General features: G+C 65.4%; 20 protein-coding genes and 2 tRNA genes. 12 read left to right on the forward strand and 10 right to left on the reverse strand.

The window, feature by feature from the left end:
• Positions 1-2 precede the first annotated feature (2 nt).
• From ACFFJK_RS11160 to ACFFJK_RS11210, 11 genes are all read left to right on the forward strand, one after another.
• Positions 3-1112 carry a DegT/DnrJ/EryC1/StrS family aminotransferase gene (locus ACFFJK_RS11160; RefSeq protein WP_379679204.1) on the forward strand — a complete coding sequence of 370 codons (1110 nt, stop codon included), beginning with the start codon at positions 3-5 and terminating at the stop codon, positions 1110-1112.
• Positions 1113-1123: 11 nt separating this feature from the next.
• Positions 1124-2368, forward strand: a complete 1245-nt coding sequence (locus tag ACFFJK_RS11165) for a lipopolysaccharide biosynthesis protein (protein WP_379679205.1) — start codon at positions 1124-1126, stop codon at positions 2366-2368.
• Complete coding sequence (locus tag ACFFJK_RS11170; RefSeq protein WP_379679206.1) at positions 2365-3636, forward strand: O-antigen ligase family protein; 1272 nt, start codon at positions 2365-2367, stop codon at positions 3634-3636. Before ACFFJK_RS11165 ends, ACFFJK_RS11170 begins: the two co-directional genes overlap by 4 nt.
• Positions 3542-4717, forward strand: a complete 1176-nt coding sequence (locus tag ACFFJK_RS11175; RefSeq protein WP_379679207.1) for a glycosyltransferase family 4 protein — start codon at positions 3542-3544, stop codon at positions 4715-4717. Before ACFFJK_RS11170 ends, ACFFJK_RS11175 begins: the two co-directional genes overlap by 95 nt.
• 88 nt (positions 4718-4805) lie before the next feature.
• A complete protein-coding gene (locus tag ACFFJK_RS11180) occupies positions 4806-5492 on the forward strand; it encodes a GNAT family N-acetyltransferase (RefSeq protein WP_379679208.1) in 687 nt (228 codons plus the stop codon).
• 5 nt (positions 5493-5497) lie between these two features.
• Complete coding sequence (locus tag ACFFJK_RS11185) at positions 5498-6274, forward strand: hypothetical protein (protein ID WP_379679209.1); 777 nt, start codon at positions 5498-5500, stop codon at positions 6272-6274.
• On the forward strand, positions 6271-7518 hold the full coding sequence (locus tag ACFFJK_RS11190; RefSeq protein ID WP_379679210.1) for a glycosyltransferase family 4 protein: 1248 nt from the start codon (positions 6271-6273) through the stop codon (positions 7516-7518). Before ACFFJK_RS11185 ends, ACFFJK_RS11190 begins: the two co-directional genes overlap by 4 nt.
• On the forward strand, positions 7511-8710 hold the full coding sequence (locus ACFFJK_RS11195; RefSeq protein ID WP_379679211.1) for a DegT/DnrJ/EryC1/StrS family aminotransferase: 1200 nt from the start codon (positions 7511-7513) through the stop codon (positions 8708-8710). Before ACFFJK_RS11190 ends, ACFFJK_RS11195 begins: the two co-directional genes overlap by 8 nt.
• Entirely contained in the window at positions 8707-9297 is a 591-nt protein-coding gene (locus ACFFJK_RS11200; RefSeq protein ID WP_379679212.1) for a sugar transferase, read from the forward strand. Before ACFFJK_RS11195 ends, ACFFJK_RS11200 begins: the two co-directional genes overlap by 4 nt.
• A gap of 15 nt (positions 9298-9312) precedes the next feature.
• Complete coding sequence (locus tag ACFFJK_RS11205; RefSeq protein WP_379679213.1) at positions 9313-9906, forward strand: phosphoesterase; 594 nt, start codon at positions 9313-9315, stop codon at positions 9904-9906.
• A 24-nt stretch (positions 9907-9930) separates the two neighbouring features.
• Positions 9931-11121, forward strand: coding sequence for an acyltransferase family protein (locus ACFFJK_RS11210; RefSeq protein WP_379679214.1), 1191 nt, complete (start codon positions 9931-9933; stop codon positions 11119-11121).
• Between the two features lie 872 nt (positions 11122-11993).
• On the opposite strand, the gene ACFFJK_RS11215 is transcribed toward ACFFJK_RS11210, so the two are convergent.
• The 5 genes from ACFFJK_RS11215 to ACFFJK_RS11235 all read right to left on the reverse strand — a co-directional run bounded on the left by ACFFJK_RS11215 (position 11994) and on the right by ACFFJK_RS11235 (position 18847).
• On the reverse strand, positions 11994-14270 hold the full coding sequence (locus ACFFJK_RS11215) for a polysaccharide biosynthesis tyrosine autokinase (protein WP_379679215.1): 2277 nt from the start codon (positions 14268-14270) through the stop codon (positions 11994-11996).
• Positions 14271-14295: 25 nt separating this feature from the next.
• A complete protein-coding gene (locus ACFFJK_RS11220; protein WP_379679216.1) occupies positions 14296-15357 on the reverse strand; it encodes a polysaccharide biosynthesis/export family protein in 1062 nt (353 codons plus the stop codon).
• A 185-nt stretch (positions 15358-15542) separates the two neighbouring features.
• Positions 15543-17324 (reverse strand): TonB family protein, encoded by a 1782-nt coding sequence (locus ACFFJK_RS11225; RefSeq protein ID WP_379679217.1) that lies wholly within the window; start codon positions 17322-17324, stop codon positions 15543-15545.
• Between the two features lie 112 nt (positions 17325-17436).
• A complete protein-coding gene (locus ACFFJK_RS11230; RefSeq protein WP_379679218.1) occupies positions 17437-18408 on the reverse strand; it encodes an MBL fold metallo-hydrolase in 972 nt (323 codons plus the stop codon).
• Between the two features lie 112 nt (positions 18409-18520).
• Complete coding sequence (locus ACFFJK_RS11235; protein WP_379679219.1) at positions 18521-18847, reverse strand: DUF5710 domain-containing protein; 327 nt, start codon at positions 18845-18847, stop codon at positions 18521-18523.
• Positions 18848-18997: 150 nt separating this feature from the next.
• Between ACFFJK_RS11235 and ACFFJK_RS11240 the strand changes: the two genes are divergently transcribed.
• Positions 18998-19765 carry an arylamine N-acetyltransferase family protein gene (locus ACFFJK_RS11240; RefSeq protein WP_379679220.1) on the forward strand — a complete coding sequence of 256 codons (768 nt, stop codon included), beginning with the start codon at positions 18998-19000 and terminating at the stop codon, positions 19763-19765.
• Positions 19766-19769: 4 nt separating this feature from the next.
• On the opposite strand, the gene ACFFJK_RS11245 is transcribed toward ACFFJK_RS11240, so the two are convergent.
• From ACFFJK_RS11245 to ftsH, 5 genes are all read right to left on the reverse strand, one after another.
• Positions 19770-19846, reverse strand: a tRNA-Arg gene (locus tag ACFFJK_RS11245).
• 75 nt (positions 19847-19921) lie between these two features.
• Positions 19922-19998: transfer RNA gene (locus ACFFJK_RS11250), tRNA-Pro, on the reverse strand.
• An 81-nt stretch (positions 19999-20079) separates the two neighbouring features.
• Positions 20080-21420 carry a phosphoglucosamine mutase gene (gene glmM, locus ACFFJK_RS11255; RefSeq protein ID WP_379679221.1) on the reverse strand — a complete coding sequence of 447 codons (1341 nt, stop codon included), beginning with the start codon at positions 21418-21420 and terminating at the stop codon, positions 20080-20082.
• 68 nt (positions 21421-21488) lie between these two features.
• Positions 21489-22340, reverse strand: coding sequence for a dihydropteroate synthase (folP, locus tag ACFFJK_RS11260; RefSeq protein ID WP_379679222.1), 852 nt, complete (start codon positions 22338-22340; stop codon positions 21489-21491).
• Positions 22341-22439: 99 nt separating this feature from the next.
• Entirely contained in the window at positions 22440-24323 is a 1884-nt protein-coding gene (ftsH, locus tag ACFFJK_RS11265) for an ATP-dependent zinc metalloprotease FtsH (protein WP_379679223.1), read from the reverse strand.
• Positions 24324-24371 lie beyond the last annotated feature (48 nt).

The raw sequence follows: 24371 nt of genomic DNA on the forward strand, positions 1-24371 counted from the left end.
TCATGGATTTCATCGATCTCAAGTCGCAATACCTGGCCTCCCGCGAGCTGATCAACCAGCGCATCCAGACCGTGCTCGACCATGGTCAGTACATCATGGGGCCGGAAGTAGCCGAACTGGAAGGCAAGCTGGCTGCCTACACCGGCGCCCGGCACTGCATCACGGTGTCGTCGGGCACCGAGGCACTCGTCATCGCGCTGATGGCCCTGGGCATCAAGCCCGGCGACGAAGTCATCACCACGCCCTTTTCCTTCATTGCTACCGCCGAAGCGGTCGTGCTGCTGGGCGCCACGCCGGTGTTCGTCGACGTCGAAGCCCGCACCTGCAACCTGGATGCGCGCCAGATCGAGGCGCATGTCACGCCACGCACCCGCGCCATCATCCCGGTCTCGCTGTACGGCCAGCCCGCCGACATGGACGCCATCAACGAGGTGGCCGAGCGCCATGGCCTGGCCGTCATCGAAGACGCCGCACAAAGTTTCGGCGCCACCTACCGCGGCCGCAAGAGCTGCAACCTGTCCACGGTCGGCTGCACCAGCTTTTTCCCCAGCAAGCCGCTCGGCTGCTATGGCGATGGCGGCGCCATCTTCACCAGCGACGACGAACTCGCCACCGCGATGCGCGAAATTCGCGTGCATGGCCAATCACGCCGCTATGTCCACACGCGTATCGGTGTCGGCGGCCGCATGGACACGCTCCAGTGCGCCGTCGTGCTCGCCAAGCTGGAACGTTTCGAATGGGAAGTCGAACAGCGCCAGCGTGCCGCGGCCTATTACGATGACTTGCTAGCCGGGCATCTCGACGTGGTCGGTTGCCAGCCCGACCGCACCAGCGTGTACGCGCAATACACGGTCCTGGCACCGCAGCGCGAACGCTTGCAGGAAGCGCTGCATGCTGCCGGCATCCCGACTGCGGTCCACTACCCGGTCCCGATCCACCAGCAACCTGCCTATGCCCACTGGTCCAGCCCCGGCAGCTGCCCGGTGGCCAGCAGCCTGTCCCACCAAGTATTGAGTCTTCCGATGGGTCCCTACCTCGACCGCCAGAGCGCCCACCAGGTGGCTGACGCGGTGGCGGCTGCACTCGCCCAGTTCGACGGCAAGGCGGCATGAGACGTCGTCGCATGCAAGTGCCGCCCTTCTGGCGCAACGTCGCGACGGTCGTGACCGGCGCCGTCGGCGCCCAGGCACTACCACTGCTGGCCGCGCCGCTGCTCACCCGGCTGTGCAGCCCGGGCGAGCTCGGCGCCTACAGTGTGTGGCTCGGCATCGTTGCGATATCGGCGATCGGCGCGACCTTGCGCATGGAAGCGGCCATGATCCTCGACCATGAGCCCGAACGGCAGCGCGCGTGCTTTCGCGTCGTCTTCTACAGCGCCACCGTCACCGCGGTAGCCGTGACGGTCCTCGCCGCCGGGGCGTGCCTGGTCGGCTTCGGGCCGGCATGCAGCCTGCCCTGGAGCTCGCTGCTCACCATCGGGATCGCCACCTGGCTCACCGCCTGCATGCAAACCACCCTCGCCTATGCCACGTCGCACAACGCGTTCGGCAAGGCGGCACGCGCCAAGGTCACCACCGCCGCGACCATCGTGGGCACGCAACTCGCGCTGCTGTATGCCGGACTCGGCGGAGCGGGATTGGTGGCCGGCCACGTGATCGGAAGCGCGGTCGGCTTCGCCACCGCACGCATGCTGCTGCACCCTCCCGCGGCGCCGATCGGCTGGCTCCCCGACGCCGAACAGCGCGCCCACCTGATGCGGCACCACAAGTTCTGGCGTTACTCGCTGCCGTCGAACCTGCTCAACGGCGCCGTCAGCCAGTTGCCGCTGTTCCTGATCGGGATGCGCCACGGCGTACTGGCCGCCGGTCTGTACGCCCTGACCCAGCGCGTGCTCTCCGCTCCCATCTCCCTGATCGCTTCCTCGATCCTGGAAGTGTTCAAGCGTGAATCCGTGCGCGAGTTCGAAGAGCACGGAAACTGCACCCGAACCTACATCAAGACCTTCAAGGCACTGATGGTGCTCGGCGCGGGCCCAGCCCTGGTCCTGTTGTTGTTTGCCCCGCACCTGTTTGCCTGGGTTTTCGGAGAAAGCTGGCGGGCTTCCGGGGAACTGGCCCAGCTCATGGCCCCTTTGTTCCTGCTGAACTTCATCGCCAGTCCGCTCAGCTACGTGTTTTTCGTCGCCGGGCGCCAGAAGGCCGACCTGCTGTGGCAAGTCACCCTGTTCTGCCTCACCCTCGGCGCCTTCCTGGCACCGGGCAGCATCGAGCAGAACGTGCTGTGGTATGTCATCGGGTACTCGTGCCTGTACCTGGTCTACCTGCACATGTCGTGGCAATGCTCGCGCAACGTGATGGCGGCCGCATGAGCACGCTACGGGAAACCGGATGGGAGCGGCGCGACCAGCTGGTGCTGATCGCATGCTTTTTCTTGTTGTTTCCCGGCTTTTTCTTTTATCACACCCTGCTTGGCACCGGCACCACCGGTGCCTTCCTGGGGGGCTATTTTGCACCGATAGCCCTGCTCTTCTCCATCCCCGTCTGCCTGGTCTACCTTTCACGCATGCGGCGCGACCGGCGGCGCCTGACGATGATCGACATCCACTACGGCCTGTTCTTCGCTTACTTCGCCACAGTCGTCTTCATCAACGCCGCCTCGGGCGCCAACCGTACCATCGTGACCGCCCATGTGCTCGGCATCCTGTTCATGGTGCTCGTTTACGTGATGTTCAGTTTCATCGATTTCGAAAGCCGGCGCTTCCGCACGGTCGGGCTGCTCAGCCTCGTGGCAATGTCGTCGATCGCCTTTTCGTATTCCGTGGACGGCGTGTTCTACCTGGGCGCGATGGGGGTCGCCAAGGATGCCGATGCGCTGGCGACCTACCAGGGCTTCTCGCGCTCCTACCTGTTCACTTACCTGGCGGTCGTGACCTTCACCCGCAGGTTGCCGCTGCGGCTGCTGCTGCATGCGCTGGGCGCGGCCACCCTGTTCGTCAACACGGCGCGCAGCGAATTCGCTGCCCTGCTGTTCGCCATTCCCGTGATCGAGTTCTACTACTCGCGGCACAAGCTGTATTTCCTGCTGGCCGGCGCCATGCTGGTGGCGCTGCTGGCCATGTATTTCGACCGGATCCTCGCCGTGCTGCCGTCCAACCGCATTCTCGAGCTGCTCGACCTGTCCCACTCGACCTCGGCGAACATACGCCAGCAACTGACCGTGCACGCCTGGCAGACCATTGCAGCCCATCCGATCTTCGGCGACTACGCCAGCTACAAGCCGGGCTACTATTCCCACAACGTGCTGTCCGCCTGGGTCGACCTCGGGCTGTTCGGCATGGTCTACCTGGCGGCACTGGCCATCGTGCCCATCACGCCAATGTTCTTCCACGAATATTTTGCCGCCCGTTCGCGCGGGTTGTTCCTGTGCGCGTTCTCGTTCGCCTGCGTCACCGTCCTGCTCCTGTTGTCGTCCCACTACTTCACCGACATGCTGCTCAGCGCCACCCTCGGCGCCTGCGCGCGCTACTCGTATGAGAGGAAACATGCCCCGCATCGTGCACATGACCTCGGCACATCCGCGCTTCGATACGCGGATTTTCGTGAAACAGTGCCGCAGCCTGGCCAGCCACGGACATGACGTGGCACTGGTGGTGGCCGACGGCGCCGGCGACGCGTGCCGCGATGGCGTCCGGATCGTCGATGTTGGTCGGCCGGCCGGCCGGCGCGACCGCATGCTGCGCGTCACCCGTCGGGTTGCCCGCGCCGCCCTCGCCCTGGATGCCGACGTCTATCAGCTGCACGACCCCGAGCTGATTCCCGCCGGCCTGTGGCTGAAACGCGCCGGCCGGCACGTCGTCTTCGACGCGCACGAAGACGTCCCCACCCAGCTGCTCGACAAGCCCTACCTGTCGCCGCGGACAGCACGAATGTTGTCGCAGGCATTCCGGCACCTCGAGCGCTTTGCGTGCCGCCGCTTCGACGGCATCCTGGCGGCGACCCCGATCATTCGCAGCCGGCTTGCAGCCTACAACCCGCTGACCCTTGATGTGAACAATTTCCCGCGCATCGAGGAGTTCCCGCCTCCTGCGACCGGCAACCTTATACGCGACCGCGTCTGCTACGTGGGCAGCATCTCGGCGATCCGCGGCATACGCGAACTCGTCAAGGCCTGCGCCCTGCTGCGCACCCCGGTGCGGCTGGCCCTGGCGGGCAGTTTCGCCGAGCCGGCACTCGAGACGGAAGTGGCAGCCTACCCCGGCTGGCAACGCGTCGATGCCCTCGGCCACCTGGACCGCTCGGGTGTCGCGCATGTCATGGCGCAGGCGTTCGCCGGACTCGTCACGCTGCAGCCGACCGCCAGCTACCGCGAAGCCCTGCCTGTGAAGATGTTCGAGTACATGGCGGCAGGTATACCGGTCATCGCCTCTGATTTTCCATTGTGGCGTGACATCGTCGAAGGCAGCGGATGCGGCCTGTGCGTCGATCCATGCGATCCCGCGGCAATCGCCGGCGCCATCGACCACCTGGCGGCTCATCCGGTGCTGGCAAGGCAGATGGGCGAAAACGGAAGGCGTGCAGTGTTGGAGCGCTATAACTGGGAGAACGAATCGGACAAATTGATTGCGTTTTATGCCGATATTTTCGCTGCGCAACGATCTCGCACTATTTATTCCACGAGGCATGGTTTTGCAAAACATAAGATGCATTCAATTGATTGAATTGCAGTGCCTGCTCTTAAGCCACTTCAACAAGAGCCGGCGCGTTCAGCCGTATTGTTTACCTAATACAAAATACTTGAGAGCGACTATGTTCCTGCAACACTACAATACCTTGCTCGAAGTAATTAAATTGCCCAAGGCAGAGCTTTGCTTTACCCAGGAAATCGATCCCGACGATATTAAAAAGACCTATCGCACTTATACGAAACCGCATCCACGTTTCAAACTCATTCGACATAAGACAATCGGTGCCGCGCTCATCGATCTGTCGGTCTTTCCTGACAGACAGGCTTATCTCGACCACATCAAAGGCAAGAACCAGGGCGGCTACCACGCCAAACGCGCGCGCAACCGTGGATATGCCGTACAAGAAATCGACCGGAATAACTACGTCGACGATATCCACGAAATCAATACCAGTCTCGACGAGCGCCAGGGCCGCCCGATGGACCAGAAATACCTGGAAAAGCGCGAGCATTTCGAGAAGCAGAAGCATTTCCGTTATTACGGCGTATTGAATAGCCAGGGAAAGCTCGTGGCCTATGCCAACCTGGGAATTTATGGCAATTTCGCCGCCTTCTCCCAGATGCTGGGCATCCGCAATAACGACGGCATCATGCACCTCCTGCTCACCGAGGCCATTTGCCGGCTGATTGACGACGGGCAAGTGCGCTACGTGATGTACGACACCTTCTTCGGTGCCCAGCCGGGGCTGAAGACCTTCAAGACCATCCTGGGCTTCCGCCCTTATCGCGCCAGCTATACGCTGCAGTGAACATCATGCTCAACCGTGTCTATGCAGATTACCTCATGCCGAGCCGGCTCGGCGAGTACGATGCGCTCGTCCGGGAAGTGGCCGACGCCGGTTATGCGCAATTGTCGGTACGTGAGTTCTATCGCGACATCCACCATCACGGGCGGCCGACCGGCAAGAGCTTCGTTCACCGGCACGATATCGACAGCGACCTGCGCACCGCCAAGAAGATGTTTGCCATCGAGTCGCGCCACGGCGTCCATGCGAGCTACTATTTCCGGCTCTGCACCCTGGACTTCGGCTTCATGCGCGACATCGAGGCGGCCGGCAGCGAAGCGAGCTACCACTACGAAGAAGTCGCCGATTACGCCAAGCGCCATCGCCTGCGCAGTGCCGACGCCGTCCGCCAGCGCTTCCCCGAGATCCGCGAGATGTTCGCACGCAATGTAAGCAGCATCGTCGAACGCCTCGGCCTGCCGCTCACGACCGTCGCCAGCCACGGCGATTTCGCCAATCGCCGGCTGAAGGTGATCAATCACGAACTGCTGCGCGACGAGGCGCTGCGCCGCCGCTGCGGCATCGAGTGCGAATCCTATGACGCCGAGCTGCTGCGCTGTTTCGACATCTATATCAGCGACCGCAAGCACCCGGTCTATTACTACCCGCTGTCGCCATTCGACGCGCTGGAAAAGTATGAACACATCTGCCTGCTGACCCATCCGGTGCAGTGGGAAACGAATTGGGTGGAGAGCACGCGCTGCAACATGCGCCGGCTCGTCGAAGAAATGGCCTGGCGCACATGAACATCCTCTTGATCAACCACTACGCCGGGTCGGTCCACCACGGCATGGAGTACCGGCCCTATTATCTCGCGCGTGAATGGGTCCGGCTTGGGCACCGGGTGCGGATCGTTGCCGCCAGCCAGGCGCATGTGCGCGCCCGCGCCCCCGAGATGAACGGGCGGTCCCGCCATGACGAAACCATCGACGGAATCGAGTACACGTGGTACGCCACCCCGCCCTACCGCGGCAACGGCGTCAAGCGCGTGCGCAACATGGCCGCATTCGTCACGCGCCTGTGGCGCGAAGCCCGCACGCTGGCCCGTGAGATCGCCCCGCAGGTCGTCATCGCTTCGAGCACCTACCCTCTCGACATCTGGCCCGCCCACCGGATCGCCCGACTGGCCGGCGCGCGCCTGCTGCACGAGGTACACGACCTGTGGCCCTTGTCGCCGATGGAACTGGGTGGCTATTCGCGCCACCATCCCTTCATCCGGCTGCTGCAGGCTGCCGAAGACCATGCCTGCCGCCATGCCGACACGATCGTGTCGATCCTGCCCAAGGTGCGCAGCCACCTTGAAGCGCGCGGCATGGCGCCGCACAAGCTGCATGTCATCCCCAACGGCACCGACCCGGCCGAATGGCTGGCCGCCCATCCGGCCCTGCCCGAGGCGCTCGATGCCCTGCTAGCCGGCCAGCGCGCGCAAGGCCGCGCCGTGGTCGGGTACGCCGGCAGCCACGGCATCGCCAACGCGCTCGACACCCTGCTCGATGCGGCCGCCCTCATGCGGAACAGGCCGGTCGCCTTCGTGCTGGTCGGCGACGGCCCGGAAAAGCCCCGGCTCGAGCGCCGGGCACGCGAGCTCGGGCTCGATAACGTCCACTTTGCCGCGCCCATCGCGAAACAACAGATTCCGGCCCTGATGGCCCAGCTCGATATCGCCTACCTGGGCTGGCAGCGCCAGCCGCTGTACCGCTTCGGCATCGCACCCAACAAACTCATCGACTACATGATGGGGGGCTGTCCCGTTCTGCACGCGGTCGAGGCCGGTAACGACCCGGTAGCCGAGGCGGGCTGCGGCCTGACCGTGGCACCAGACGATCCCGCCGCCATTGCGCACGGACTTGGTGCGCTGCTGGCGATGAGCAAGACCGAGCGGCGCGCCCTGGGGGAACGCGGGCGGGCGCACGCGCTGGCGAACCTGACCTATCCCATTCTTGGGCAACGATTCCTGACTACTTTCGCACACGAGGTATCCCATGGCTGAAGAGGCATTGGTCGCCAGCGACCCGCTGGACGACATTCCATCCACCCGATTCCTGCCGTTCGCAGTGCCGGACATCGGCGACGAGGAAATCCGCGCGGTCGAATCCTGCCTGCGCTCCGGGTGGGTGACCACCGGGCCTGTGACGAAGCGCTTCGAACAGGACTTCCGGGCCTACCTCGGCGGCGACGTGGAGGCGATCTCGGTCAACTCGGCAACGGCCGGCCTGCACCTTGCCCTGGAAAGCGTCGGCATCGGCCCGGGAGACGAAGTCATCGTCCCGACCATGACGTTCACCGCCACCGCCGAAGTCGTCCGCTATCTCGGCGCCCGCCCTGTATTCGTGGATGTCGATCCCTCGACCCTGAACATCTCGCCATCCGCGGTGGCGGCCGCCATTACGCCCCGCACACGCGCCGTGGTCCCCGTGCATTACGCAGGGCTTGCCTGCGACATGGAGGCGATCCTTGCGCTGGCAGCGCGCCATGGCCTGCGGGTCATCGAGGACGCGGCCCATGCCTTCCCCACCCGCCTCGACGGCAAGCTGGTGGGCACGCTCGGCAGCGACATCACCGTCTTCAGCTTCTATGCCAACAAGACCATGACCACCGGCGAGGGCGGGATGGTCGTGACACGCCACCCCGAGCTGGCCGCACGCATGCGCTGCATGCGCCTGCATGGCATCAGCCGCGACGCCTTCGACCGCTACACCTCGCACGTGCCCTCCTGGCACTACGAAGTGATCGCAGCCGGCTTCAAATACAACCTGACCGATATCGCATCGGCCATCGGCATCGAGCAATTGCGCAAGATCGATCGTTTCCAACAGCGCCGCACCTGGCTGGCCCAGCGCTACGATGCGGGCCTGGCCGCGCTGCCCCTGGTATTGCCGGCGCATCCGGTCATGGCCAGCACCCATGCCTGGCACCTGTACGTCGTCCGGCTGAAGGAAGGGGCCGGGATGGAGCGGGACGAGCTGATTCAGGCGCTGTCGGACCGCGGCATCGGCACCAGCGTGCACTTCATCCCGCTGCACCGCCAGCCGTACTGGCGCGACACGTGCGGCCTCGATCCCGCCGCATTCCCGGTGGCGGAAGCGAGTTTCGCGTCAATGCTGACGCTGCCGCTGTACACCAAGATGAGCGACGCCGACCAGGACCGGGTGATCGCCGCGCTGCACGACCTGCTGTCATGAGCAAGCGCCTGTTCGACCTGCTGGCCTCGCTGGCCGGCCTGGTGATGCTGGCGCCGCTGCTGCTCGTGATTGCGCTGTGGATCAAGCTCGATTCACGCGGTCCGGTGCTGTACCGCCAGCAGCGCGTCGGGCGCGGCGGCAGGCTGTTCACGATCTACAAGTTCCGTACCATGCAGCAGCGCCCGGTGGAGGGGCCGCAACTCACCGTCGGCGCCGATCCGCGCGTGACGCGCGCCGGCCGCTTCCTGCGCCACTACAAGCTCGACGAACTGCCGCAACTGTGGAACGTCGTCGAGGGCAGCATGAGCCTGGTCGGACCGCGTCCCGAGGTGCCGCGCTACGTCGACTGTTATCCGCCCGCGCAGCGCCGCGTCGTGCTGTCGGTTGCGCCCGGCATCACCGATTGGGCAGCCATCCGCTACAAGGACGAGAGCGCGATCCTGGCGCGTGCGGCGGATCCGGAACGGGCTTACGTCGAGGCCGTGCTCCCGGTCAAGCTCGACTACTACGTCCGCTACGTGAACGAGCGGAGCTTCTGGGGCGACGTGCGCATCCTTGCACATACGCTCGCAGCCATCGTGCGCTGAGCGGACGGACAGACGATGCAGATACTGCATCTGGGCGACCTCGAACTTACCCTGCCGCTGGCCGCCGCGGTAGGCACCTGGCTGCTGGCCGCGCGCAGTTGGCGTGCAGCCGCTGCGTGGGCGGTCCTGTATGGCGGAGCGGTGGGCCTCGTCGGCGGCAGCAAGATCGCTTACCTGGCGTGGGGAGTGGATATACCCATGCTGGATTTCAAGGCGATCAGTGGTCATGCAACCGGGGTGACGGCCGTCTATCCGCTGGTCGGTTACCTGCTGTGCCGCCATGCGGGTGGCCGGGCCGGGCTGGCAGCCATGGCTGCCGGGCTGCTGTTGGGAGCGGTCGTTGCGGTCGAACTGGTGCGGCAGGACGAGCACTCGGCTGCGGAGGCAGCGGCAGGATGGATGCTTGGTGCCGGCGTCAGCGTGGGCACCGTGTACCAGACGGAACCGGCAGGCGTGTCGTTGAATCTGGCGTCGGCAGCGAGCGCTGCGCTGGTGTTCATGGTAGCGGCGTCGCTGATGCAATCGGCGCACGTCGGCTACTGGATGATCAAGGTTGCACTGGCACTGTCGGGCAACGCCCGGCCCTATTCCTGGGACAGTTGCGGCTAAGGTTTTTTACCAATGGAGAAACGTATGGTTTCCTTCCCCTCGATACAATGGCTGGCACGCGCCCCGTTGGGCGATAACGCGTTGCAGTCGGTGTTGATCTCCGCCCTGCGCGGCCTGGCAGCCCTGCAGGTGGCGGCATCGCACCTGCGCGCCGAAATCTATCCCGGCCTGCGCACGCTCGAAGATCCGAGCCTGGCCTACCTCGGGCTGGCATTCCTGACGGGTTTCGCGCACCAGGCGGTGGTGGTCTTCTTCCTCATCAGCGGCTGGCTGGTCGGGGGCAGCCTGATGAACAGGATGGGCAAGCCGCAGGCGATCGCGAACTACGCCATCGACCGCTTCACGCGCCTGTGGACAGTCCTGCTCCCCACGTTCGTGCTCACCCTCGCAATCGGCCTGGTGATCGGCGCGGCCGTGCCGGGGCCGATGGACTTCGACCCCGCCAATGAATTCTCGGCGGCGAGCTTCGTGGGCAACCTCCTTGGCCTGCAGACCATGACGGTTCCCTATTACGGCGGGAACTACCCCTTGTGGAGCCTGGCCCACGAGACCTGGTACTACATCCAGTTCCCACTCCTCCTGCTGGTCATTGCCGGGGGTGGCGCCTTGCGCCGTGCCGCAGCCGCGGCTGCCCTGGTCCTGCTGCTGGTCACGCTGCGCGACATGATCGCGCTGTACTTCGCGCTCTGGCTGCTCGGTGCGGTGTTCTCGCGCGTCCGGATCGATTGCGGCAGCGTATGCCGTGGCGTCCTGCTGCTGCTGACCCTGGCATTGTTCGTCTACTACCGGCTGACCGGCATCAACGACGACCTGGTGCCGGGCTCCTTCATGCAGGACATCATCTGCAGCGTTCCCTTCCTGCTCTTCCTGGCAACGCTCCAGCAACAGGTCGACACGGCATCGCCCACCTACGTCCGGATCAACCGGATCGCCGTCTTCTTCTCGGAATTCTCGTTCTCGCTGTATGTACTGCATATTCCGGTGATCGACCTGATCCGTTATGCGGGGCGCCAGTTCCTCGGCCGTGATCGCCTCGACCCCTATGTGGCGACGGATTTCCTCTGGTATTTCGCCGTCCTGGGGACTGTCGTGGTGGCCTCCTATGTGTTCTACCTGCTGTTCGAACGACACACGATCCGGATCCGGAATGCCTTGAAGAGCCTGCTCCTCACCCCATCGGCCAAGCCGGTCCGCGTGGCGCTTTCGCCGGACTGATCGACCGGCACGGGCGTGACCAAGGCACGGACGGGCAGCCAGGAAGGAAGTTTTTGGCGCGTCCCGCTCCGTGTCCCACCCTCCCCCACCGTGCCGCCATCCGGCACGGTGCTCATGAAGCCTCCTGATCGGCAAAGCCGGGCCCGGCAGTCGAGACGACAGCCGTCACGTTCTGCCGTTATCCCCGCCGGCCTCCCGGCTGCTGCCGGTTCCTGTCATTTCGCGCCGCGTCGCGATCGCCCGCTGCGCGGCATTCGCCCCAGGTCGTCGAAGATCGGCTGTCGCATGACGGGCCGCGCCAGCCGGCCGGCCGGCGTGCCGAGGCTGGCCGGAGATCTTTCCGATGTGCGGTTCGCTTCGTATCCATCGGCACTAAGCGGCGGCGCCGCGTTCGATGCCGCATCCTCGACGTGTTGTTGGAACGCCGGCAGATTCTTGCCACACTCAGCCCTGCGTCACCGAGCCTTACATCGCTCAGCCTGACGTCGACGTGTCGCCAGCTCGAGGCTAAATCGCCTCAGGACGCGCCTGCTCGTTGGCCGTGAGTTGTCGTTTGCAGGGAATGTCGTGTCCATGGGACGCTCAGGGGCCGGGATCACGCTTGCTGGTCCACTTCGCGCCTCATGGCAGCACCCGCCCCTGCGCCATCCGCTCGCCGCTGCCATGCGCGCTTGCCGGTATCGCTCACCTTGGGCAGGCTTGTCCGCCTACGCCCGCCTGCGCCCGGCTGCACCGTTTGCCGTGCTCCCTGAGCCGCAATGTATCTATGCATGATGCTGCCCAGCGCCACGGGCGGCATATTGGTTCCAAAACGGCGAGCCCACACCGGAACGATACTGCCAAGCCCGGCTGGGCGTGCGATGCCGTGTGGTTCAGGCCACGTACGCTAGTTGCGGCCCGCCGCCGTACTGCGAGCGATAATCGCCCAACCGCAAGGCCATGTCGTTGAACAGCACTCCGCGCGGCGCAATACCGGCATGGTTCAGGCGCTTGATCGACTCGTTGATCTGCCCTTCCGTCGTCACACCCGAACGGGCGATCAGGAAGACTGCGCCGGCATGGGCGCCGATGATCAGCGCGTCCGCCACCGCCAGCAGTGGGGGCGGATCGATCAGCACGAGGTCATACTCGGGACTCACCGTCTCGAGAAGATTGCCGAAGTTGAGATGCAGGAGGAATTCGGCGCGGTTCGTCGGCAGTTCGCCGGTAGGAATGAAGTCCAGGCGCTCGAGCACATTGCGGTGGATGACTTCATCAACGGTCGCACCACCGATAATGGCGCGCGACAGCCCCTTGCCGCGCTCTACGCCGAAATAGCGGTGCAGATGCCCGTTGCGCAGGTCGGCATCGATCAGGAGCACACGTTTGCCGCTGGCTGCCATCACGGCGGCAAAGTTCGCCGCGACAAAGGATTTGCCAAGGTCGCGCGTCGGCCCGGCCATCATGACGACGTTATTCTTGAAGTGCGGCATCGAGAACTGGAGCGCCGCCCGGAAACTGCGCAGGCTTTCGACGGCGGGATCTTCCGGCAGGATCTGCGCCAGCAGCGGCAGCACCCCGTCGGGCTTGGACTTGCGCATCAGCTTGTCCTGGTTGGCGCTGTGCGGGATGGAAGCGTACACGACGCGGGCACGCAGCATGCGCTCGATCTTCTGCGGATCGTCGATACCACCGCGCATCGCCCTGCGGGTGAACGCGATGAGCGTGCCGAGGAACAGGCCCGTGACGACGGCCATCGCGACGATCAGCGGGCGGTTCGGCTTGATCGGCCGCTCCGGGGCGATCGGTGCATCCACCAGGCGGACGTTGCTGACCCGTCCGACCGAGATCAGGCGCAGCTGTTGGGCGGTATTGGACAAGGCGGTGTACAGGTCGGTGTTGACCTTGATGTCGCGCGTCAGGCGCGCCTCGTCCTGTTCCATCACGGGGAGCGTCCGGATACGCCGGGCGATCGACTCGAGTTCCTCGTCGACTTCCTTGCGCTGGCGGTTGACTGCGGCCACGATCGGATGGTCCTCCGTGAAGCGCGCCAGCAGCTCGGTCTTCTTCTGGATCAGCTCCATGCGCCGTGTGCGCGCCGCCGCCGCCTGCGCCAGGCTCATGCGGGCTTCCTCGCGCAGGTCGACCGTACCGTGGGCATTGCGGAACTGGTTGTAGCGGTCTTCCGATTGCTCCAGCTGCCGCTTGAGGATCGGCAGTTGCTGGTTCAGGAAGGCCAGCGACTTCTCGGCCTCCTCGGTCTTGCGCGCCAGGTTCTGGCGCATGTACTCGCGTCCGATCTCGCTCAGCAGGTTATTGATGCGCGCCGAGTTCTCTCCCTGCAGTTTCACCTCGATGATGCCGGACTGCTTGCCCTGCTCGGTGATCACCATCGATCTCTGGATGGCCTGGATCGTGCCCAGGCGCGACTTGCGCTTGATGCGGAAACGGGCGCCGGGGTTGGCATACAGGCGGTCGACCTTGATCTCGAGCATCCCGTCCGGCAGGGGGACGCGGTAACGCTGCCCGACCGTACCGTCGAACGCCAGGCGCTGCCCGCCGCCCGAGAAACGGTAGCGGTTGCCGGCACGCGCCGTCAGCACGAATTCCCGGTCCAGCCAGGAGTCGGGCACCTCGAACACCGAGACCTCGGCCTTTTCGGCGCCCCAGACGTAGCCTCCATAGCCGAACAGCCCCGGATCCGACAGGTTGCCGGCGTTCTGGGTAGCGAACCAGAATCCGGCCACCGGGAAGTACTTGGGCTGGACCTCGATGTACAACTGCAGGTTGTCGACGGCACGCGAGACGACCATGCGCGAACGCAGCAGCTCCATCTCGGCGATCGCGGCCTTCTTGGTCTCGAACAGCGACGACGCTTCGCTCAGGATGTTCTTGGAAGCGTTCGGGCTTTCCTCTTCCACGTGGATCATCAGGTTCGCTTCGTACACGGGCTTGGCCACCAATGCATACAGCACGGCCACCACCGTGATGAAGGCGGTGATGCTGCCGATGAGCCAGCGACTGTCGTAGAGCGTGCTCAAGTATCCCTTCAGGTCGACGGTCGGCTCTTCGCGCAGCGGTTCCGGTGGCCGCGGGTCGAAGGGCACGGACAGGACAGGCGGGCTGTGTGTGACATGGGTCAGCGGATGGGAATCGGCAGGGTGGTTCATGGTGGCGGGACTCGCTCAGGAATACTCAAGGACGCGTGGTAACGCCGACCGCCGAGGTCAGCGCGCCGGGGAACAGCAGGCTCAGGTGGCGGTTCCAGTTGGCCAGCGGCGAGGCGGCGACATACACCACGTCCTTCGGCCGCAGCTCGAAGGATTCCGCCATCGCCAGGGCGCCGCTGACACGGGCATCGAGCTGGAACACGCGGGTGCGCTCGGGCGTCTTGCGCACCACGTAGATCTGGCGCGCATCGCCGCTCAGCGGGCTGACGCCGCCGCTTTCGCCCAGCGCTTCGTTCAGGGTCAGGCGCCCGTTGTGCATCGTCAGGGCCCGCGGCGTGACCACCTCGCCGGACACGAACACCTTGCTTTCGTCCCGGGAATGCACGCGCACGACGTCGCCGTGGGCCAGCAGCACGCTGCCCGGGTTCACGCCTTTCTGCACCAGGTCGCGCAGGTTGATCATGTAGCGCGCGGGCCCGCGTTCGACCACGATGCGGCTCTGGTCGGCGCTGGGCAGCATGCCGCCGGCGCGGTTCAGCGCCTCGACCAGCGTCATGGGAATGTCATTGATCGCCTGCAGCCCGGGCGCCTTGACCTCGCCGTCGATGTACACGCGCTTGCTGCGGTAGGACTGGACCCGCAGCGTGACGCTGGGATTGGCGATGTAGCGCGCCAGCCTCTTGGTCAGCATCGCGCGGGCCTGCTCCTCGGTGAGGCCGTCGACCGTCAGCAGCCCGACCAGGGGGAACTGGATGCGGCCGAGGTGGTCGACCGCGAAGCCCGGGGGAACGGCGTTGGGTGCCGCGGTGCCGCTGTCGGCGGCGGCCGTGGCGGCCGTCATGCCGCCGGCGGCGAGTTCCGGATGGTCCCAGACGACGATCGACAGGACATCGCCCCGGCCGATGGTATAGGGGGCGGGATTGGGCACGATGAGCGGCGACAGGTCTTGCCGGCCCTGCTCGGCCGCGAGACGGCGCTCCTGTTCGATCAACTGCTCGGTGATCATTTCGGTGGACGGGGCGTCTCCGGAAGCGCCGCTTCCGCTACCGGCGAACTGGACACCGGTGGAACAGCCACCCAGCAGCAAGGCAGGCAGGATCGCCGACGCGCCGGCGCGCAGGAGTTTACGCCAACCAGATATTGCAACTGAACAAAACGAAGCCATAATTGTTGCCTATCAAAAATAGACGAGTTACTGGAACGGTTCAGTTCAGCGTACGGCGTCCATCAGGCTTGGCTTTGCAGCGCATCAAATAGAAGTCTTGCGTCCGGCTAGCGTATTTCCTCCAATAACTTTAATCCCTCTGCGAAGGTCCAGACACGCCGGATTTCGATGACATCGAACCGGGCCGCGACATTCGGAGGGAAAGCGGAATAACGCGCATTGAGCTGGACGAAACGCCGCACGGCTTCGTCCATGTCGGGGCGGCCGCTCGAACGCACGATGGTGACGTCGTCGACGCTGCCGTCACTGCGCAGCGACAGGCTGACCAGGGGATCGACACGCACGTCGCGCAGCGCGAAGCGGGCCCCGCCGAGCACGGCGTTGCGTTCGAGTTTCTGGCGCACGCTGTCCACGTACAAGCGCAGAGGCACGTCGCGCTCGGCGCCGTCGGCGCGCACGCGGCGCAGCCCCGCCGGCGGTTCGAAAGGGCGGGCGGGCGGCGCCACGTTCGGGATGCTCAGTCCACGCAGCAGTTCGCGGGCGCGGCTGGCCACGGCGCCGCTCGGCAAGCCGCCCGCGGGCCGGCTGCCCTCGCCCGGGCCGCCGCCGAGGCCGCTGCCGGGCCCGCCGGGACCCGCATTGCCGCTACCGGGGAGCGCTTGCGCCTGCATCCGTTCGGCCGCGGCCCGGCGCGCCGCTTCGTCGGCACGCTCCTGCGCGAGCCGCCCGGTCTCGGCACGCTCCTGAGCCAGCCGGCGCGCGCGCTCCTCGGCCGCCTGGCGTTGCGCCAGTTCCTGGGCGTGCTCGCGCTCGCGCGCCTGCGCTTCGCGCCGCTCGGCTTCCTGGGCCGCCAGTCGCTCGGCTGCAAGTTGCTCCGCTGCGAGGCGTTCGGCAGCTAGCTGCTGCGCCTGCTGCCGCGCCAGCGCCTCCTCGCGCTCGCGCAATTGGGCCTGGCGTTGCTGCTCGGCCTCGATGCGCCGGCGTTCTTCATGCTGTTGTTGCGCGAGCCGCGCGCGCTCGGCTGCCTGCTGCTGGGCCAGGCGCTGCTCGGCGGCGCGCTGCTCGGACTGCTGTTGCTCGGCCTGCTGTTGCTCGACAAGACGCTGTTGCGCCTGCTCCTGCTCGACGCGTCGTTGTTCCTCGTCGCGCAACGCGGCTTCGCGCCGGGCGAGCGCCTCGCCTTCACGCTGCGCCGCCGCTTCGCGCTCGGCGGCGGCAAGGCGTTCCTGCTCTTCCCGCAGCTGGCGCTGCTGTTCCTCGGCCGCAGCGATGCGCGCCGCCTCTTCCTCGCGCAGGCGCTCCGCTTCCTCCCTTTCCGCCTCGTCTTCCCGCGCCGCGAGGACGGCATCCGCGGGCAAAGTCTGCTCTTGCGGCTCGGCCGCGTCGACGCTCGGCATCGGGTCCCGCTCGATATCCGGCAAGGGCGGTGCCACCGCGAACGGGGCATCCGGCTGGGAGGTCGATGCGATCAGGGGTGGCGACACCGGCGCGCGCCGTTTCATGAGCTTGCGGGGCGCCGCTTTGCGGGTGGCGGGCTTCGGGACGGCAGCCTTGGCCACGCCGACAGGCTTCGGCAAGGGGTCGACCAGCCGCAATCCCGTTGCGGGAACCCGCGGCGGCGCAGGCGAAGGAGGCAGGGGCATTGGCGACGGGGGCACCGGCGCAGGCGTGGCAGCCAGCGGCGCAAGCGGTTCGGGAGCAGTGGTCGGCTCGGGTGTGGCGAGCCTTACCTGGATCGGGCCGCCAGGTCCGGCGTCGAATCCGGGCACGCCGAATTGCAGCGACAGCAGCAGGCCGTGCAGCAGCACCGAAACCGCAATGCCGGTGACGAGACGCCGGTCACGCTGGACCAGGGAATCGTTGGAACTGCGTACGTGCGCTGGAAGCATGCCGTGGACCGCTGAGCGAATATTGTCAGGCTGGCATCATAGCGTTTACTCAGCAGTATTGCGAGGCGCGCACGATTGAATCCCCGGCGGACACGGCCGCCTCGACGCTCCCTCAGCGTTGTACCCGGCTGAACGAGTACGTTTCGCCGTGGGCGAGATAGACGACGTCCTTCTCCAGCCCCGCCGCCCGGACTTCGCGCGCAAAATCTTCGAGGGGCGACTTGAACACGTCGTAATCGTTGTAATGGATCGGCACCGTCTTCTTCGGGCGCACGACCTGCATCATGCGCACGCCGTCCTTGCCGTCCATGGTCACCTTGACGACACCCAGGATGCGCGTGCCGCCCAGGTGCAGCAGTGCGAGGTCGATGTCGGGAAAACGCTGCGGAATCGCCCTGATATCGTCGTACACGAGGGTGTCGCCGCTGATGTACATGCGGTAGTCCGGCGCAGCCGCGTTGGCGCCGAAATCGAGTACCGCGCCCATTACCTTGGGCAGCAACACCGCCACGCCGGCCGGGCCATGGCGCCCCGGCGTAGCCGTGACGCGCAGGCGCGATTCGCCCCTGGCGACGTCGAGCCGGTCCCAGGTGCTCAGGCCGAAGATGCGCGTGAATCCCAGGCGCTTGAGGCGCTCGCCCCCCTCCTTGGTCGTGACGATCGGCGTCGCACGGTTGAGCCGTTCCTGCACCTTCTGGTCGAAATGGTCGCCGTGGAAGTGGGACAGCACGACCAGGTCGATCGGCGGCAGCTCTTCGAAGCGGATGGCCGGATTGGTCCGGCGCTCGGAAGTCAGGCCGTAACCGAGGTGCACATGCTCGCCCTTGTGCAGGAAATTGGGGTCGGTCAGGATGGTGAAACCCTGGAACCGGATAATCACCGTCGCCGTGCCGATGAACTGCACCGTGCCCGACTCCGCGTCCTGTGCCGGACTGCCGTTTGCCGCCAACTGCAGGCTGAAGGTCTCGCCGGGTGCTTGCGTCGCCGGAGCGGCCGGCGCACGGGGTGCATCGGCACGTGCGGCGGCGGCATGGCACAGCAAGGCAAGCAGCAAACAGGTCTGGAACAGTCGTGCGAAACGCATGGAACGGTCTCCGGGTTCGGTCGCGTCCCGGTACGGTCCGCGCTGCCAGAACGTTAACACGACAAGACCGGAAGCGCCGCCCGCTTGCGGGGCCAGCGGCCGAACGGAGGCTTTACAGGCTGGACACCAGCTCACTCAAGTGCCTGCGCGCTTTTTCCCATGTAGTGCCGGCTAGTGCGGCCGAGCACGCCGCGCAGGCTTCGAACGGGTTGCAGTCGTGCTCCAGCGCGACGTAGTTCGCGCCCACGGCGGTCTTGCCCCCGTAGCTGTCGACGCGTGTGCCGCCTGCGGGACTGTCAGCGCCCTGCCCCGCCCATTTCGCGAACGCGGCAGTGGCAACGCCGTCGGGCACATACCAGCGGCGCTTGGTGGGGTTCCAGCGGGCGCCGAGCGCCTTGGCTTCGTCTTTCTCGGCGTAGGGAACGTTCAGGAAAAGCATGGGACTCGCAAGTTGGGGGCTGGGGAACGGCGCCGTAGCGCCGGCCGGGAGCGTGATCTTACTGCACAGGACGGAAATCGCGAAGCCTCGGCGTGATTGTTGCCATGGTGCTATGCTTGGGTACTTCTACTACCCGTCATGGAGCCCCGCATGCGCATCGCCGACTATCTTGCCCGGATCGGCCTGCATGACACGCCACGGCGCGATCTCGCCACCCTCGCCGCCCTGCAGGAAGCGCACATGCGTACCGTGCCGTTCGAGAACCTGGACATCCACTTCGGCGTGCCGCTCGTTCTCGACGAGGCCGCACTTTACGGAAAACTCGTGGAGCGCCGGCGCGGCGGGGTCTGCTACGAGCTCAACGGCCTGTTCGCGGGCCTGCTGCGCAGGCTGGGATACGAGGTGGACATGCTGTCCGCACGTGTCCACGGGGCGGGTGGGAGCTGGAGCCCCGAGTTCGACCACCTCACGCTGCTCGTGACGCTGGATGGTAGACGCTACCTGGTCGACGTCGGTTTCGGCGACGCCTTTGCCCGCCCGCTCGACATTGCCCTCGACGGCACGCAGGACGGCGGCACGGGCGGTTTCCTGGTAGGCCGGGACGGAGACGATTACGTGCTGGCGCGTGCCGGCACGCCGTCCGTGCCGATGTACCGCTTCGGCTTGCAATCGAGGACCCTGGACGAGTTCGGCGCACGCTGCGGCTTCCATCAACGCTCGATGGAATCGCATTTCCGAAGCAAGCGCATCTGCTCGCGCATGACGGACACCGGCCGGGTCTCGCTTGGCGGAGACGAGCTCATCTTCACGGAGAACGGAACCCGCCGCGCCGACGCACTGACCTCCGACGACGCCATCGGTCCGGCCCTGCGCGAGCACTTCGGCATCGACCTCGCGTGGTCATCAAGGATTGCATAGGGAATGGCCTGCCCAGCTGGGTTCGAACCAGCGACCCTCAGCTTAGAAGGCTGATGCTCTATCCAACTGAGCTATGGGCAGATGATGCACGCATCCCATGCAGGCGCGTGCCGGAAATGAAACGGGCCGTCGAATGACAGCCCGCGGAAGAAGCCTTGGTCGGAGTACAAGGATTCGAACCTTGGACCCCCTGGTCCCAAACCAGGTGCGCTACCGGGCTGCGCTACACTCCGATTCGGGCCGATGATACTCCCCCGGATGGTGCGCGTCAAATCGGGCCGCATGGCGGCCCCTGTCGGCGCCCGGCTGGCGTATCAGGCCGCGAGCTTGTCGGCGATGCGGCGCGCCATGCTCTCGGCCACTTCCGCTTCCTTGGCTTCGACCATGACACGGATCAAGGGCTCGGTGCCCGAAGCGCGGATCAGCACGCGACCAGTGTCGCCCAGCTCGCGCTCGACCGCTTCCTTCTCGGCCACCAGCGCGTTGTCGGTGGTCCAGTCGAAGCCCGGGGTCACCCTCTTGTTGATCAGGGTCTGCGGATACAGCTTCAGTTCGCTGCAGCATTCGGCCAGCGACTTGTCGCTGCGCTTGAGGGCCGACAGCACCTGCAGGGCCGAGACGATGCCGTCGCCGGTGGTGTGCTTGTCCAGGGCCAGCAGGTGGCCCGAGCTCTCGCCGCCGAACAGCCAGCCGCGCTCCTGCATCACTTCCAGCACATAGCGGTCGCCGACCTTGGCGCGGGCGAAACCGACGCCCATCTGCCTGAAGGCGACTTCGAGCGCCATGTTGGTCATCAGGGTGCCTACTGCGCCGGCCACCGGGCCGGTCGACATGCGGTCGCGCACCATCAGGTACAGCAGTTCGTCGCCGTTGTAGACACGGCCGCTGGCGTCCACCATGATCAGGCGGTCGGCGTCGCCGTCCAGCGCGATGCCGAGGTCGGCCTTGTTGGCGACCACCGCTTCCGACAGGGCTTTCGGCGCGGTGGCGCCAACGCCGGCATTGATGTTGAAGCCGTCCGGCTGGGCGCCGATCGAGACCACTTCGGCGCCGAGTTCGTGGAACACGTGCGGTGCGATGTTGTAGGCTGCGCCGTGGGCGCTGTCGACCACGATCTTCAGGCCGCGCAGGTCCAGCTCGTTCGGGAAGGTGCTCTTGCAGAATTCGATGTAGCGGCCCTGCGCGTCGCGCAGGCGGGTCGCGCGGCCCAGCTTGTCCGAGCCGACGCAGCCCATCGGCTGGTCGATCGCGTCCTCGATTTCCTGCTCGACCGCGTCCGGCAGCTTGGTGCCGTGTTCCGAGAAGAACTTGATGCCATTGTCCTGGAAGGGATTGTGCGAGGCCGAGATCACCACGCCGGCCTGCAGGCGCAGCGCGCGGGTCAGGTAGGCGATGGCCGGGGTCGGCATCGGGCCGGCCAGCATCACGTCCACGCCGGCGGCGGAAAAGCCCGCTTCCAGCGCCGCTTCCAGCATATAGCCCGAGATACGGGTGTCCTTGCCGATCAGGACGACGGGACGGCCGCTGCTCGACTTGCTGCCCTTGGCAAGCACCTTACCGGCTGCATAGCCGAGGCGCATGACGAAATCGGGCGTGATCGGCGCCTCTCCCACCAGACCGCGAACACCATCAGTACCAAAATATTTGCGTGCCATTCTTCTTCTCTTTTCTTTCCGTGATTAAACGCGATGCTTATTTTATCTGGTGTAATTATTTCACGTCGTCACGATTCATCATGCGCCGCTTGCCATACCTTCAACGCGTCGACCGTCTCTGCTACATCATGCACACGCACAATTCTAGCGCCATGCGCTACCGCAGCCAATGCCCCGCCTATACTGCCGGCAACACGTTCCTCGACCGGCCGGCCGGTGACCGCGCCGATCATCGACTTGCGCGACACTCCGGCCAGGACCGGCAGGCCGACTTCGTCACGCATGCGGCCGAGCCGGCGCAGCAGCACGTAGTTGTGCTCGACCGTCTTGCCGAAGCCGAAGCCGGGATCGATGCAGATCCGTTCGCGCGCGATGCCGGCGCGGACCAAGGCGTCCACGCGCTCGTTCAGGAAGTCGATCACCTCGCGCACCACATCGGTATAGCTGGGCGCCTGCTGCATGGTTTGCGGCGTGGCCTGCATGTGCATCACGCACAGGCCGCAGTCGCTGTCCCGCACCGCCTCGATGGCGCCCGGCGCGCGGAAGCCGTTGACGTCGTTGATCATGTCGGCGCCGGCAATGAGGGCCTCGGCCATGACCTCCGGCTTGCAGGTGTCGACCGACAGCGCCACATCCAGCGTGCGCAGCGCGTAGAGCGTGGGCAGCACGCGCGCCAGCTCTTCCGCCACCGGTACGCTCGGCGAGCCCGGCCGGGTCGATTCCCCGCCGATGTCGATCATGGTGGCGCCGTCGCGGATCATCTCCTCGGCATGCGACAGTGCGAACTCGAGGCCCTGGTAGCGGCCGCCATCGGAAAAGGAATCGGGGGTGACGTTCAGGATGCCCATCACGACAGGATGGGTGGAGGCTGGGCCTTCCAGCGCGAAGCTGTACTGGCCGCATTGCAATTGCTTGGGCATGGTAGGAATACGGGTAGTGAAGCCGGGGCAGCGTAAACGAGCAAAAGGCATCCGGATGGATGCCTTTTGCGAAAGTGAATCAGGCGATCAAGCCGCGAATCAGGCCGGTGCGGTGGCGTTCGGGGCCACGCCGCCGCCACTGTCGCCCGGCGGGTTACGCTTGGTCAGCAGGCCAGTCTTCGGCTGGCGCGGCTCGCGGCCGGCCATGATGTCGTTGATCTGCTCGGCATCGATGGTTTCCCAGTCGAGCAGCGCCTTGGTCATCATTTCGACCTTGTCGCGGTTCTCTTCGAGCAGGCGGCGCGCCAGGGCGTACTGCGTGTCGAGGATGTTGCGGATCTCGGCGTCGACCTTCTGCTGCGTCGCTTCCGAGATGGTCTTGGTGGCGCCGCCGAAGAAGCCTTCGTTCTCGCTGTCTTCGTACACCATCACGCCCATGCTCTCGGACATGCCGAAGCGGGTCACCATCGAACGCGCCAGCTTGGTGGCACGGGCGAAGTCGTTCGACGCGCCGGTCGACATCTGGCCGACGAAGATTTCTTCGGCGATACGGCCACCGAACAGGATCGAGATTTCTTCGAGCATCTTGTCCTTGTAGCCCGACAGGTTGTCGTGCTCAGGCAACTGCCAGGTCAGGCCCAGGGCATAGCCGCGCGGCATGATCGTGACCTTGTGCACCGGGTCGGCCTTTGGCAGCAGCTTGGCGACCACCGCGTGGCCCGACTCGTGGTAGGCCGTGTTGCGGCGTTCTTCCTCGCGCATGACCATCGACTTGCGCTCCGGACCCATGTAAATCTTGTCCTTGGCGTCTTCGAAATCGATCATCTCGACCAGGCGCTTGCTGCGGCGTGCGGCGAACAGCGCGGCCTCGTTGACCAGGTTGGCCAGGTCGGCGCCCGAGAAGCCAGGGGTGCCGCGCGCCAGGATGTCGGCCTTGACGTCGGTACCGATCGGCACCTTGCGCATGTGCACGTTCAGGATCTGCTCGCGGCCGCGGATGTCCGGCAGGCCCACCATCACCTGGCGGTCGAAGCGGCCCGGACGCAGCAGCGCCTTGTCCAGCACGTCGGCGCGGTTGGTCGCGGCGATCACGATGACGCCCGAGGAGGCTTCGAAACCGTCCATCTCGACCAGCAGCTGGTTCAGGGTCTGTTCGCGCTCGTCGTTGCCGCCGCCCATGCCGGCTCCGCGGTGGCGGCCGACAGCGTCGATCTCGTCGATGAAGATGATGCATGGCGAATGCTTCTTGGCGTTCTCGAACATGTCGCGCACGCGCGACGCGCCCACGCCGACGAACATCTCGACGAAGTCGGAACCCGAGATCGAGAAGAACGGCACTTTCGCTTCGCCTGCGATGGCGCGCGCCAGCAGCGTCTTACCGGTACCCGGCGGGCCCACCATCAGGACGCCGCGCGGGATGCGGCCGCCCAGCTTCTGGAACTTGGTCGGGTCTTTCAGGAAGTCGACGATCTCCGAGACTTCTTCTTTCGCTTCGTCGCAGCCGGCGACGTCGGCGAAAGTGACGGTGTTGTTGGTTTCGTCGAGCATGCGCGCCTTCGATTTGCCGAAGGAGAACGCACCACCCTTGCCGCCGCCCTGCATCTGGCGCATGAAGAACACCCACACGCCGATCAGGAGCAGCATCGGGAACCAGGAGATGAACACCTGCTGCAGGAACGACGGTTCCTCCGGCGGCTTCACGTCGAAGCGCACGCCGTTCTCGCGCAGGTCGCCGATCAGGCCACGGTCGAGAATGGTCGCGGTGGCGCGGACCTTGGTGCCTTCCTGGGTGACCGCGGTGATGTTCGAGCCTTCGATCACGACGTCCTTGATGCGACGCGCCTTCACCTCATCGAGAAGCTCGGAATAAGCGATGGTCTTGCTGCCGCCGGCGACGCTGTGGTTGTCGAACTGCTTGAACAGCATGAACAACAGCAGCGCGACGACCACCCAGATGGCGGATTTGGAAAACATATTATTCACGAAAACTCCTCCGATGCGGATTGCATCTCTACCGATTTCAGTATGACG

It is taken from the genome of Massilia consociata (genome assembly GCF_042432755.1).
In the GTDB taxonomy this organism is placed as follows: Bacteria; Pseudomonadota; Gammaproteobacteria; order Burkholderiales; family Burkholderiaceae_D; genus Telluria; species Telluria consociata.